The following is a 13621-nucleotide window of genomic DNA, read 5'->3' as shown; positions in this document are numbered from 1 at the left end:
ATGAAAATCACTTCTTTATTTGCAGATAAACCGTATAGTGCAATTGCGATTGCCATTTGTTTTGCCGTGTTATTGAGCTTACCTTGGTTACATCTGTTATCCCCTGATTCGGCATTTTATCTGTCAGCGTATTGGATTACGTTAATTGGCAAAATCATGTGCTTGGCTTTGGTCGCATTGGCACTGGATTTAGTGTGGGGCTATGCAGGGATTTTAAGCTTGGGGCACGGTTTGTATTTCGCCCTCGGTGGTTACGCCTTTGGCATGTACTTGATGCGCGAATCAGCAGGTGATGGCTTACCTGATTTCATGCGCTTCCTCAGTTGGACAGAACTCCCTTGGTATTGGATGGGCACAGAGCACTTTGCTTGGGCGATGATCTTGGTTTTATCTGTGCCTGCCTTAGTTGCGTTTATTTTTGGTTTCTTTGCTTTTCGCTCAAAAATCAAGGGTGTGTATTTCTCAATTATTACCCAAGCCATGACCTTTGCAGCGGCACTCTTGTTCTTCCGCAATGAGACGGGTTTTGGTGGTAACAATGGCTTTACGGGTTTTAAAACCTTACTCGGTTTTGATATCACTTCTGCGCCAATGCGTGCCAGTTTATGTTTTGTCACCGCTTTGGTTTTGATGCTGTGCTTTATCGGCTTACGTCAACTGATGAATCGTCCTTATGGCCGAGTGCTTGGCGCGATTCGTGACAGCGAAAACCGTTTGCAATATTTGGGTTATCGCACGTTGTGGTACAAGCTTTCAGCATGGGTATTGTCGGCTGTGATCGCAGGTATCGCAGGGGCGTTGTATGTGCCACAGGTCGGTATCATTAACCCAAGTGAAATGAATCCAGTCAATTCGATTGAAATGGCAGTGTGGGTTGCAGCAGGGGGGCGTGGCACCTTGATTGGACCGATTCTTGGTGCAGGTTTAATCAATGCTGTGAAGACTTATTTTACAGTAGCAGCACCAGAAGCATGGTTATTGATCTTAGGCGCTTTATTTATCGTGGTGACGATTTTCTTACCGAAAGGTGTGATTGGATTATTTGACCGTTTTAAAAAGGAGAGCAATTAAATGAGTGATTTATTCCTAGACTCAGCTCAACATGGCGGTCAACTCGGCGAGGGTTATGGACGTGCCAAAACTGAGGGCGCAGATTTTAGTCATGGGATTGCCTTGTATTTGGAAAAAGTCAGTGTGTGGTTTGATTCGTTTCGCGCTCTCAATGATTTATCACTGTACATCGCTGAAGGTGAATTGCGCTGCATCATTGGACCAAATGGTGCGGGGAAAACCACACTAATGGATGTGATTACAGGTAAAACGCGTCCAACCACGGGCACTGCTTTTTTTGGACAAAACTATGATCTTGCCAAAATGGGCACAGAGGAAATTGCGGAAGCTGGGATTGGGCGCAAATTTCAGAAACCAACGGTATTTGAAAATTTCACAGTCATGGAAAATTTACTACTCGCTGCACCCCGTGATAAGCGAGTGAAAAAAAGCTTATTTAACAGACTTGATCCACAAGCGCAGTTAGCACTGGATGAAAGTTTGGAGCAAATTCGCTTAAAGGAGTTTGTGAAAAAGCCCGCAGGATTATTATCGCATGGTCAAAAGCAGTGGTTAGAAATCGGCATGTTGTTGATGCAACGTCCGAAGCTGATTTTATTGGATGAGCCTGTGGCGGGTATGACTGATGCGGAAACAGAACGCACTGCTGAATTGTGTTTGGAATTGAAAAAAAATCATACGCTGGTGGTCGTGGAGCACGACATGAGCTTTATTGACACCATCAGCGAGAAAGTTACGGTATTGGCGCAAGGCGCAATTTTGGCAGAGGGCACATTGGCAGAGGTACAAGCCAATGAAGATGTGATTGAAAAGTATTTGGGACGCTAGGAGACTGCCATGTTAGAAGTGAAAGAAATTAACCAGTTTTATGGTGGTAGTCATATTCTGCGTGACGTGTCTTTTCAAGCGCCTGTAGGGGAATGCAGTGTTGTTCTAGGACGGAATGGCGTTGGTAAAACCACGTTGCTGAAATGCTTGATGGGGATTCTCCCGATTAAATCAGGACAGATTTTGCTAGATGGCAAAGATATTGCCAAAATGTCCCCTGAGCAACGAGTACGTGCAGGATTGGCTTACGTGCCGCAAGGACGAGATATTTTTTCAACTTTAACCGTAGAGGAAAATATCTTAATTGGTATGGCGAAATTTTCAGGTGCGAAAACTCGAAAAGTACCGAGTCATCTCTACGAAATTTTTCCTGTCTTGGATGAAATGAAGCATCGCCGTGGTGGAGATTTGTCAGGTGGTCAACAGCAACAGCTCGCGATTGCGAGAGCGTTGGCTTCGGAGCCAAGAGTCTTGATTTTGGATGAACCGACTGAGGGGATTCAGCCCTCGATCATCAAAGATATTGGGCGGGTGATTCGTAAATTGGCAGATCAGGGTGAAATGGCGATCGTTTTGGTGGAGCAGTTTTACGATTTTGCTGAAGAACTGGCAGATAACTATACGGTGATGGCGCGTGGTCAAGTGATTGCAAACGGGCAAGGTGCAGAAATGCCGGAAAAGGGGATTCGGGAATTGGTGGCGATTTAGTATCGACCCTATATATCTCATTTTACTATTTAGAAACTAGATATTAAAAAAATGATTATCTTTCGGAGTCATACCTAGTAGTCTTCTAATTTTTAAATACGCCTTCCGCTGGAGTTACTTTGGTTTTGCCCAAAGTAACCAAAGGCATTGTCATTCACAAAACCTGTTCAATTCTTGGATTTTTTCTATTGTTTCGCAGAAACAATATCTTTCAAAGATTACGCAGGTTGTGAATGACGTTTCCGAGACTCATAAGTTTTCTTAAATTTTTTGTTGAGTTTGAGGGTAAAGATCATTTATTTACCTTCAACCTTATAGAACGTGCCGCCCGCATAGACGTTATGCCCAAAACCACATCCAGACTCGCCACTATTTTGTTTCACCTCAATTTTTTGACCATTATTTGTATCATTCGTAAATTGAAGCTTAATCTGGCAGTCCTCATAATGATAGTTGGCTTGCTTTGCAGTGATCGGCATTGTGGTATCAAATTCACCTAAATTGGGACCATAAATAAGACCACGAATGCCAAAATAATAACCTTCAAAATTAATTAGATATTTATTTTGTTGTTTCTTGACCGTGATGTAATCCCATTGTCCGAAACCATTGGCTCGGACATAAGTGCCTTGTAGGTCTTTCGTGATCTGCGGTTTAGGAAGCTGTTTTAAATTGTATAGACTGATTTTTGAATCTTCATCTCTTAAAAACCATACCCTTGCCCATTGTGGTTTACCTAATTTTGCATAACTCAACCCGACATTATTATTGGCTATTTCAATCTCTCGATCAGTCACTTTAATACCGCTTTCTTCAGCATTCATTTGGCAGAAATGTGCCCAGGCGGCTTGATCTTCAAATTGTTTCACTGCTTTGGCATATTGCTTTTGGTCGTAGAGCTTTTTCCCATTTAGAGCGTATTGTTTTACTTTGGCACAGCCTTGCTGTAATTCTTGCTCAAAAGACGTTTCTGCAAAACTAACGGTTGTTGCTGAAGCACATGTAATGATTAAAGCGAGTTGTGAAATTTTCATGTTTTAAATTATTTTGTAAATGAGATGTTTTTATTCTAACCAACTACATATGCATAGTAGAGATGAAATTGTTCTGTTTATGAACGACTCAATTGTAGCTGCATCAAAACTAAATCACGCCATTTGTCAAACTTTTGTCCCACTTGTGGCATATAGCCAGTTTGAATAAAACCAAGTTGTTGATGTAATACGATTGAACCCGTATTTTCGCTATCAATCGCAGCCACCATGACATGCATATGCTGTTGAGTCGCAAGATGAATCAGTTGTTGCATGAGGGCTTTACCTAAACCCTGACGAGCATAATTCGGATCAACAAAAACAGAATGTTCGATACTCTGACGATAGCCGCTGATACTACGAAATGCAGCATAGTAGGCATAGCCAGTAACTTTATTATGGTGTTGGTCTTCAACCACAATCATTGGGAATTGCTGCTGTTGCATGTCTTGAAAACGTTGTTGATATTGTTCTAAAGCAACAGCTTGATCATTCCAGTTGGCTGTACCTGTCAGGATTTCATGATTATAAATCGTAAGAATCTGTTCCAAATCATTTAGTGTGGCAAAACGAATTTGATAAGGTGAATGCAAAGAACGCGCTGCAAGCTTAAGTTTGAATGGCATGGATGAATTAATGAAAGTTCATATATTCTGAATATGCCTGATTGCAAAAAAAACAGCAAGACTAAGCTTGCTGTTTTTCAATTGATTGACTGTTTAGAAGTGGTATTTAACCAAGGCGCTGACATTGTTTTCATCGCGGTTTTTCATACCAAACTTGTTATTCCAAACAGAGTGTTCTACACCTAAATATAAGCGTGTTTCAGGTGAAATATGTTTGCCAACATTCCACTTATATTGTGTGGTCCAGTTGAGTTCACTTTCATGACGCTCCTTACCATCGTGGGCAGCACTTGACCAGTCAAGGAAACCATCGACCAAGAAATCTTCAGTTGATACTTTAAATGGCACTGCATAGGCAATCGTCATTTGATAGTCATCAGCGGTTTTTTCATTATTGGCACGGTAGAAGTTTACATTCGCATATTGGAAATATGGAATTGCTAAATCAAAGCCTACACCGTACAAGAAGTTGTCAAAGTTATTGCCATTGGCACTATTGCTTTCCCATGTTGTTGAGATCAACACATCTTTGACTGGGCCGAAAGCAAGTTTCTGACCTGAAACCTCACCCAAGCTCAAGCGTGGAGAAAGCTCGAAATAAGTGCTTTTATGATCGTCGCTACCACGCATACGATCCATAAAGAAGAACACATCGGCATATTTTACTTTTGCCGCATATTCAACTGTTAAAGTTGTTTGTTTTTCATCAACCACTTCGTAGTTTTCGCCGTATAAACCCGTTAGGCTGAAATCCTGCCAAATTGGTTTCGCTTGAGCGAAAACTGCTGTAGATAACAATAAAGATGTAGCCGCAAGTTGCTTCAATTGCATTTAAAAAATCTCCCCCACAAAAGGCGTGTAAAGCATACAAGTTATGAAGCAAAAATAAAGCCAAATTTGACCAAATGCTCAAAAGAATTGTATACGGTAAAAGCTCTGCTAAAGATAAGATTCGGTAAGAGAATCTTTTTGATCAAGTTTTAATAAAAATGTCAAAAATCAGCTTGCATATTTCTGATGAAAGACAGATATTGGAATTATAGAAGATCTTCTAAATAACTGAAACACAACTGATGTGAAGCAAGGAGACGACAAGCATTTACATAATCAGAATATACAACTGCACTGAATGAATGCATGCTCAAAGTGTGCTGAATAAAAAGCTTCGTAGAACCGTCTCAATATAGAAGAGAGGAAGATATTTATGAATATTGAAATCCGTACAGATAAAAACATCCATGGTAGCGAACGTTTAATTAGTTATATCCGTGCAGAGCTTAAACAAGAATTTCAACGTTATAGCGAACGTATTACACATTTTTCGGTTCATATTAGTGATGAAAATGGGGAAAAAACGGGAGATCATGACAAACGCTGTATGATCGAAGCCCGTCCAGCAGGTATGAAACCTGTAGCTGTGACACACAAAGCTGCAAATATCGATGCATCTATCCATGGTGCAATTGATAAATTACAACGTAGTTTGGAACATTTATATGAGAAAAAAGACCACCATCGTGGAGCTTTACCAGAATATGTTGATGTCGATGATGATATAAAAGTAGATGATGAGGCGTAGTGAGCGCGTTTAAAAAAAGCCCAGTATTGGGCTTTTTTTATGCCTGTATCAAATTTATACATGATTTTTAGGTCGTTTTATAAAATCCCGATGGGATATTCGGCATAATAGGCGAATTAAATACTTTGTGAGAATTGGTCATGTTAAGCAATCAGCAACAGGCCTTGGTGCAAGCCATACAGCAACTCGATTTAGACCAAGTGCAAGCATTACTTGCTGAAGGACTTGACCCAAACTTTATTGATCCAGAACAAGGACCACCTGTTTCAGTTCTTTGTGATGGTTTGTTTGCGTGGTGGGAAAAAATTTGTGAGGCTTATGAAGCTGGCAAGCCATTAAGTGAAGATGAAAAACAACAAGAACTTCACGTTTATCTTGCTATTTTAGACGCATTAATTCAAGCCAAAGCAAATCTACATTTGTGGGATGCTGAAGAATTTTATGGTCCGCTTTGGGATGCTGCAAGCTCGGCATGTGTCCCTGTGGTACAGCGTTTACTAGACGAAAAAGTTGATCCAAATACACGTGATGAAGAAGGACTAACGATTTTATCTTCGATTAGCCAATTATTCTTTGATTGTGATTTTGATGAAATTGATTGGTCAGAATCGCTGAAAGAAGAGCGCGAGACACTCGAATTATTGCGTCAGCATGGCGCTAAAATGTCAAAAGAGCTAACAGCATAAGTTTAGCGAAAACAAGGAAAAGGGGTTCATCATGAAGAAGCTTAATGCTTTAACTTTTGTGGCTGCGTCAATGCTAGCAAGCACGACTTTTGCGGCAGAATTTTCATTTGATCGTCCTGGTGCAGGGATCGGAACAGGGATTACACCTGTTGGTCAACTTGCTTGGGAACAGGGCTTACCAACAGTAAGTTACCAAGAACAAAATATTGAAGGTGTAAAAGATAAAACTTTAACCCTAAATGGCGATATGTTGTTGCGTACAGGTTTAGCAAATGGTCTAGAACTGCAATTGGGTTGGCAAGGTCCAGTATGGCAACAACACAAGCGAGCTGGATTTAAAACTGAAACTGATGGTTTAGGCGATGTCAGTATTGGTTTAAAGAAAGCGATTGATCTGAAAGATGATCGTTTATCGATGGCGGTGTTAGCTGAAGCGATTATTGCAACGGGTAATGATGAATTCACAGCACATGATGATATTTATAGCTTAACTTCAGCTGTTGCCTATGAGTTCAGTGATTTAATCGGTACGTCAATTACCATGCGCTATGAAGCACAAAATAGTAATTGGGCAGTGACAGCGATTCCAACCATTGATTATAAAATTGCAGGTAAATTATCAGGATATTCTGAGTTTATTTATCGCAAAGCAGAGAGCCAAGACTATCAATATGGTTTAGGGACTGGACTGGTTTATGCCATCAATGATCGTGCACAGCTTGATGCAAGTGTGGGTGTTGATTTAGATGGTGATGTGCGAAGTTATAACGGTGGTTTAGGCGTATCCGTTTTATTCTGATAGATGATCTCTCAAATGCTCTATGTTGAACTGCCATTCAAGAAATCGGGCATTTGAGAGAACATAGAGAGATGATATGAAAATGAATGTTCGGGGTGAGGCTAGTGTCTCGCTGATCCAATACTTTTTGGGTACATTATTGCTGTTATGTGGGTCTTTAACCTACGCCCAAGAAAATTCAGCAGCACCATTACTAAGCCCTGAAGAGGCATTTACATTTTCAGTTGAATCGACACAAACCGATCAAGCACGATTACGTTGGGAAATTCAGCCAAACTATTATTTATATCAACATAAATTTGAAGTTCAGCAAGGCAATCAAGCTGTTGCGTTGGATTTGCCCAAAGCCGTTGAGCAATATGATGAAAACTATGGTCATAGCCAAGTTTATTATCAGCAAGTTGAATTCAATATTCCGACACTAGCATCGCAGCACTACCGTGTCACATGGCAGGGTTGTGCCAAAGATCGAATTTGTTACCCACCTCAAACGATTGACTTTCAAACCGATATTGATGGTTTGGTGAGTATGCAAAATACCACTGCAAACTCTCAAAAGCGTTTTTTAGATGTTGCTCGATCTGCTCAGGCAGCGAATACAAATAACGCAGTATTAAGTGAAACGCCACAAGACCAATCAACGGTAGACAGCAACAATACTGTTATGGCCCAAGATCAGAAATGGTCGAGCACATTAGAACAACATTCTTTAGCTTATAGTTTGGCTTTATTCTTAGGATTAGGGATTTTACTGGCATTCACGCCATGTTCATTGCCGATGTTGCCTATTTTGACATCATTGATCGTGCGTGAACATAAAGGTGTTAAAGCATGGATGATTGCATTGACCTTTGTGATCAGCATGGCGATGGTATATGCGGTACTGGGATTAATCGCATCAGCTGCAGGGTTGAACTTTCAACGGTGGCTTCAACAGCCAGCAACATTAATTGCCTTTAGTTTATTGTTTGTGGTTTTCGCACTCAATTTATTTGGTTTATTTGAAATTAAACTACCACAAAAATGGGTCAATCATCTTGATCGAATGCAATCGGTGCAACAAGGTGGCACCTTAATTGGCGCAAGTGTGATGGGGATGATTTCAGCTTTGTTGGTTGGTCCATGTATGACTGCTCCACTTGCTGGAACGCTACTGTTTATTTCACAGACCCAAAGTCAATGGCAAGGTGCATTACTCTTGTTTACGCTCGGATTTGGGATGGGTATACCTTTGCTTTTGGCGAGTGTACTTGGTGCAAAAGCACTTCCTAAAGCGGGAGAATGGATGCATCAAATCAAGGTGATTTTTGCCTTTTTGATGTTAGCGCTCAGTTTGTATTTTATTCGACCACTTTTGCCTGAATTGGCGATGCAGATTCTCAGTCTATTATTAGGTCTTGGATTTATTGTTTTTGCAGCGTATCGACTCTTTGTGAAGACGAGCCAATTAAAATGGCTATACGCATTATTGTTATTGGTTGTTGTTCCTTTTTTGGCATTTAATCAATATCAGCATGTACAGAATTTGACAACGCAACAAGCTGATCAACTTGCTACTTGGCATATTGCACGAACAGCAGATGAGTTTGAACAACTTCTTGCAACTGCGCCGAAAGATCAAATGATCGTGGTTGATGTGTATGCAGACTGGTGTGTAGCATGCCAACCGATTGAGCATCGGATTTTAAAAGACTCAGAGGTCCAAAATGCTTTGGCTCCTTATTATTTGATCAAGCTTGACCTCAGTCAGTATGATCTATCGCATCAGAACTTACTCAATCAATGGGACATATTAGGTCCGCCAACTTATTTATTCTTAGATCAACAAAAGAAAGAAATACGTGCTTTACGTTTGACGGGTGCATTCCAGAAATCTGAACTAATACAACAACTCGCTGCATTAAAAGAGAAATCATTATGAGTTATCAACTGTTCATCGGAAATAAAAATTACTCCACATGGTCGATGCGTCCGTGGATTTTGTTAAAACAGGCGGGTATTGCATTTCAAGAACATTGGATTCAGTTTGATAGTTTTGAGCCAGATAGCCAGTTTAAAACTGAAATTTTAAAACTTAATCCAACAGGAAAAGTACCTGCTTTAGTTGATGAGGATATTATTGTTTGGGATAGTCTAGCGATTGCAGAATATATTGCTGAACAACATCCTGATAAAAATTTATTACCTCAAGATAAAAAGTTACGTGCCCGCGCACGTTGTATTAGTGCAGAAATGCATAGTGGTTTTCAGAATTTACGCAATCTTTGTCCGATGAATGTTGAAGCGGATTTATCACATATAGGAAAACAGCTTTGGGCTGAGCATGAGCAACTGCGTAATGAAGTCGCACGTATTGATCAAATTTGGTCAGAGCGACCAAGCGAAGATCAGTTTTTGTGTGGTGAGTTTAGTATTGCCGATGCATTTTATGCACCAGTGGTAATGCGTTTTGAATGTTTTGACCTACCTATTTCAGCATCAGGCAAAAGCTATATAGACAAGATTTTGTCTTTACCATCGGTTCAACAGTGGATTACGGAAGCAAAACAAGAGCAAATGTTTGTACCATTTGATGAGCCATATCGTCAGACTCGAGATGAATATTTAAAGAAATAGACAAAAAGTAAAAGAGGGAATTTCCCTCTTTTATTGATCAACCCACCAGCTCACTAAATACTTTGACTTGGTTGCGCCCATTTGCTTTGACTGCATACAATGCTTTGTCAGCTTGACTAATAATTAAGTGTGACTCACTGGCATTTTGTGAGCTGCTAATTCCAAAACTAGCACTAACCGAAAATTCTTGATGATCTTCAGAAATAAAACTTAATTGTGAAATCGCAATTCGACAACGTTCAGCAATACTTTTTGCTTGTGTTGTACTGGTGTTGGGAAGCAAAATAATAAATTCCTCGCCCCCAAAGCGACCAATCATGTCTTGATCACGTAGATTTTCAGTTAAGCATTTCGCGACATTTACTAATACTTCGTCCCCTAAACTATGTCCAAAGTGATCATTAATATTTTTGAAATGATCAAGGTCGAGCAAAATCACAGAATACAACTGATCGGCTTGTTGATTGAGCTTCTCTAGCTGATTACTAATGCTTCTACGATTCATGACATTGGTTAAAGGATCGAGGCGGCTCAGAGCTTGAATGGCAGTTTCACGAGTACGCCATTGTTGCAGTAAAATTTCAAACAAATACAAACAAGCCAATAGAATTGGGAGCAGGAAGAAGAACATACTGCCAACCCAGAAAGGGTGCATTTCCGCTTGATTTAAGATCTCAGGATTAAATATTGGCGCATACTGAAGGATGCCATACATACTGAGGAAATTACAAAAGAGCAGAGCAATAGTCGCGGGAATCAATGCGCAGTAGATCATACGACGATCAAACAAGATGAGACCGACACCGACTACACTAGCGTATGTCACCATGGTCGCAGGGCTAAAACTGCCGATCAGATAGCCTGTATGGCAAAGCAATACCGTAACAATCTGTACACTCAAAATAGGAATAATTTCCTGAACCCACACTCGATCTTTGTAAAAATAACAAGCAATAATCAAGCTGAGAAAAACGATCAGCATGATCAAGTTGGTGAGTAGTTTTGAGCGAACGAGTGGTAAATTCACCCATTGCCATGTACTAGGATTCAGCAAGACAAAACTGTCCCACAAAATTCCAAACAAGCTCATCAGTGCAGTGAGTATTAGCAACAAAATACTTTTTTTCAGCATGTCCCAATTGATAAGCGGTTCATGCTCCCAAAGTTGTGAGAAATTCCATTTTTCACGTTTTGCTAAACTCTTAAAGTGAACCTTCATGATTGACATGCATCCTTTATGCAATGAGATTCCTAAGAACGGTTATAAGTGTAAATTTGTGATCAAAAAAATTGAAAAACGATTATTGAAATTACAATAGCATCTTTAGATTGAGAAAAAAGTCTAGCTCTCGGTTTTTAATGTTAAATCGCAAGGGAAAATTTTTTGGAAAAAGACTTGGTTATCTAAATAATCGATCAAATTTTAACTATTATGACAAAAATAAATTAAGAGTGACAATGGTCAGCCATTGCTGACCATTTTTTTCATTTGGAGAAAATGAGTTAATTTCGATCTAAGGAATGAGCAAACTCAGCAATATCCGCTAGTGCTTGTTTCGCTTCAGGGAACCATGCATTAAACATTTGGAAGTTATGCCACATACCTGTGTAAAGTTTGAAGTTCACTTTGACATTGGCTTTTTCCGCCTTTTCTCTAAAGCGTTTTGAATCATCCAATAGGATTTCCTTAGAGCCGACTTGAACCAACGTTGGCGGTAAACCTTTTAGATCATCAAATAAAGGAGATACCCGAGGATCATCCGCTTGAATCCCATCTTTCAAATAATGATTGATTCCTGCTTGTAATGCTTCAATCGAAAGTAAAGCATCATGCTTCTGATTGAAACGTAATGATTCACTAGTGAGTGTCAGATCTAAATATGGTGACATTAAAATCATACCACTTGGCATCAGTTCAGGTTGTTGCTTCAAGCGTAAGCAAAGCGCCAATGCAAGGTTAGCCCCACACGAGTCGCCAGAGACAATAATATCTTTGGGTTTAATTCCTTGTACCAGTAGTGCTTGGTATACATCAAAAATTGCATCTATCGCCTCTGGAAATGGATGTTCAGGTGCGAGTGGATAATCTACATGGATCACCTGCATTTGAGTACGAGCTGAGATGTCAGTCATTAACGCACGATGTGTGTTTAGGCTACCTAAGAAAAAGGCACCCCCATGAATATGAAAGATCAGTTGGGTTGCAGAAGCTTGAGCTTTGATTTCTTCACCGCGAACACCCGCCAAACGTAGTGGTCGAATTTGTACTGTTGGATTCTGAGGAAACAAGCGACAAAGTTGATCTAAAACAGGTCGTAACGCATTCGGTGCTAAATTAAACTGACTGGGTGTGCGAATAGTCGCTTTTAGTAACGATTCAGTAAAATAATATTTCCAAACAGTACCAAATTTCATAATTTTTCCATATTGTTAGGTCAGTATATAACTAAGAGAATTTTGACTCGTGTGCCTTGCGCTGTCATTACTGCAATGTTTTGTTGTTGGTCAGGCTATACCCAATAGTCATAATCAAGAATTGCAATATTGATAGAAATACTCAATACTCTTAATCTTGAAAAGACCCCTTAAGGATATTACAAAAATGAAGAAAATTGCTTTAGCATTTGGATTGCTCGGTTTAACAACTTTTGCCAATGCTGCAGATGCATTAAATGGCTCAGTATGGCAAACCATTGATGATGAAACTAAACAACCTAAAGCGATTGTGAAGTTTACAGAGCAAAAAGACGGCACGCTCAATGCATCAATTCAAAAATATTTAGTGGCTGGTCAGGAAAATGCCTGCACTAAATGTGAAGGTACTTTTAAAAATAAACCGCTGAAAGGCGTGACAATTGTTCACGGTCTTAAAAATGCAGGCGGTACAAATTATGATGGCGGTTCTATCATTGATCCTAAAAATGGTAAAACTTATAAATTGAAAGCTGAAATCATCGATGGTGGTAAAAAGCTTAAATTACGTGGCTACATCGGCGTTGCAGCATTAGGTCGTAACCAAACTTGGATTCGTACCAACTAAACCGAATTCGATATAAAAAACCGAGTGTAAATCCACTCGGTTTTTTATTGTTTGCTTATTTTAAGCCGATAAATTTTCATAAGCCGCTTCATCAAAACCGATCACATAACCTTGAGGAGTTTGTAAAACTGGGCGTTTAATCAAGCTCGGTTGTGCGATCAATGTTTCAATCAGATTTGATTCGTTACTAGTCGCATGATTTTGTTCCGCTTCGCTGAGTTTGCGCCATGTGGTGCCTTTTTTATTTAATACTTTGTCTGCGCCAATCTCTTTCAGCCAGACTGTTAAAGTTTCAGCATCAATACCTTGTTTTTTATAATCATGAAATTCGTAAGCAATTCCTTTGGCAGTTAAAGCATCGAAAGCTTTTTTCATTGAATTGCAATTTTTAATACCGTAAATTTTAAACATACTGAAAAACCATATAGATTGATGAAAAGATTTATTCGAAAGCCTAACGTAAAAACTGACTCAGTTGCCAATCGATATTGTTTATAAAGTTGATTGAGCGTTTTTTAAAAGATGGGCGATTGATTAAATTGTTCTTATATATTGAGCATAAAAGCTAAAGACAGCGTCAAGAAAAAAATCGAATATCTAAAAAAGAGAAAACCCGCATCTAATCATCCTGATC

General features: G+C 39.6%; 15 protein-coding genes. 9 read left to right on the top strand and 6 right to left on the bottom strand.

The genetic code is table 11. From position 1 onward, the window contains the following. From urtC to urtE, 3 genes are read left to right on the top strand one after another with little or no spacing between them, the layout of a single operon-like run. Complete coding sequence (gene urtC / locus R2H34_RS15945) at window positions 1-1071, top strand: urea ABC transporter permease subunit UrtC (RefSeq protein ID WP_087539921.1); 1071 nt, start codon at window positions 1-3, stop codon at window positions 1069-1071. Continuing rightward, window positions 1072-1899, top strand: coding sequence for an urea ABC transporter ATP-binding protein UrtD (gene urtD / locus R2H34_RS15940; RefSeq protein WP_087539922.1), 828 nt, complete (start codon window positions 1072-1074; stop codon window positions 1897-1899). A 9-nt stretch (window positions 1900-1908) separates the two neighbouring features. Beyond that, window positions 1909-2607 carry an urea ABC transporter ATP-binding subunit UrtE gene (gene urtE / locus R2H34_RS15935; RefSeq protein ID WP_087539924.1) on the top strand — a complete coding sequence of 233 codons (699 nt, stop codon included), beginning with the start codon at window positions 1909-1911 and terminating at the stop codon, window positions 2605-2607. 296 nt (window positions 2608-2903) lie between these two features. On the opposite strand, the gene R2H34_RS15930 is transcribed toward urtE, so the two are convergent. The 3 genes from R2H34_RS15930 to R2H34_RS15920 form a co-directional block, all read right to left on the bottom strand. After that, window positions 2904-3641 (bottom strand): hypothetical protein, encoded by a 738-nt coding sequence (locus R2H34_RS15930; protein WP_004909982.1) that lies wholly within the window; start codon window positions 3639-3641, stop codon window positions 2904-2906. A gap of 77 nt (window positions 3642-3718) precedes the next feature. Further along, a complete protein-coding gene (locus R2H34_RS15925; protein ID WP_087539926.1) occupies window positions 3719-4267 on the bottom strand; it encodes a GNAT family N-acetyltransferase in 549 nt (182 codons plus the stop codon). Window positions 4268-4360: 93 nt separating this feature from the next. Further along, the gene (locus tag R2H34_RS15920) at window positions 4361-5098 is read right to left on the bottom strand and encodes an outer membrane protein OmpK (protein WP_087539927.1); all 738 of its coding nucleotides are present in this window, start codon (window positions 5096-5098) and stop codon (window positions 4361-4363) included. Window positions 5099-5471: 373 nt separating this feature from the next. Between R2H34_RS15920 and R2H34_RS15915 the strand changes: the two genes are divergently transcribed. The 5 genes from R2H34_RS15915 (at window position 5472) to R2H34_RS15895 (ending at window position 9947) form a co-directional block, all read left to right on the top strand. Next, window positions 5472-5846 (top strand): HPF/RaiA family ribosome-associated protein, encoded by a 375-nt coding sequence (locus tag R2H34_RS15915; protein ID WP_004909977.1) that lies wholly within the window; start codon window positions 5472-5474, stop codon window positions 5844-5846. 140 nt (window positions 5847-5986) lie between these two features. Continuing rightward, window positions 5987-6532 carry an ankyrin repeat domain-containing protein gene (locus R2H34_RS15910; protein WP_004909975.1) on the top strand — a complete coding sequence of 182 codons (546 nt, stop codon included), beginning with the start codon at window positions 5987-5989 and terminating at the stop codon, window positions 6530-6532. 31 nt (window positions 6533-6563) lie between these two features. Continuing rightward, window positions 6564-7331: a transporter gene (locus tag R2H34_RS15905; protein WP_004951237.1), complete on the top strand. Its 768-nt coding sequence runs from the start codon at window positions 6564-6566 to the stop codon at window positions 7329-7331. A gap of 76 nt (window positions 7332-7407) precedes the next feature. After that, entirely contained in the window at window positions 7408-9252 is a 1845-nt protein-coding gene (dsbD, locus tag R2H34_RS15900; protein ID WP_039047787.1) for a protein-disulfide reductase DsbD, read from the top strand. After that, window positions 9249-9947, top strand: coding sequence for a glutathione S-transferase family protein (locus tag R2H34_RS15895; protein WP_087539929.1), 699 nt, complete (start codon window positions 9249-9251; stop codon window positions 9945-9947). Before dsbD ends, R2H34_RS15895 begins: the two co-directional genes overlap by 4 nt. A 37-nt stretch (window positions 9948-9984) precedes the next feature. Here R2H34_RS15895 and R2H34_RS15890 read toward each other — a convergent pair whose 3' ends face one another. Both R2H34_RS15890 and R2H34_RS15885 read right to left on the bottom strand, forming a co-directional pair. Further along, window positions 9985-11166, bottom strand: a complete 1182-nt coding sequence (locus R2H34_RS15890) for a GGDEF domain-containing protein (protein ID WP_087539930.1) — start codon at window positions 11164-11166, stop codon at window positions 9985-9987. 284 nt (window positions 11167-11450) lie between these two features. Beyond that, a complete protein-coding gene (locus R2H34_RS15885; RefSeq protein WP_004909966.1) occupies window positions 11451-12362 on the bottom strand; it encodes an alpha/beta hydrolase in 912 nt (303 codons plus the stop codon). A 187-nt stretch (window positions 12363-12549) separates the two neighbouring features. On the opposite strand from R2H34_RS15885, the gene R2H34_RS15880 reads away from it, so the two are divergent. Beyond that, window positions 12550-12987 carry a DUF2147 domain-containing protein gene (locus R2H34_RS15880; RefSeq protein ID WP_004909965.1) on the top strand — a complete coding sequence of 146 codons (438 nt, stop codon included), beginning with the start codon at window positions 12550-12552 and terminating at the stop codon, window positions 12985-12987. A 60-nt stretch (window positions 12988-13047) separates the two neighbouring features. Here R2H34_RS15880 and R2H34_RS15875 read toward each other — a convergent pair whose 3' ends face one another. Further along, window positions 13048-13398, bottom strand: a complete 351-nt coding sequence (locus R2H34_RS15875; RefSeq protein ID WP_087539932.1) for an arsenate reductase — start codon at window positions 13396-13398, stop codon at window positions 13048-13050. Between the last annotated feature and the right edge of the window lie 223 nt (window positions 13399-13621).

The sequence above is a fragment of the Acinetobacter sp. 16 genome, from assembly GCF_033439925.1.
In the GTDB taxonomy this organism is placed as follows: Bacteria; Pseudomonadota; Gammaproteobacteria; order Pseudomonadales; family Moraxellaceae; genus Acinetobacter; species Acinetobacter junii.
The sequence above is the reverse complement of the archived record's forward strand: the minus strand, read 5'-3'. Positions and strand labels throughout refer to the sequence as shown.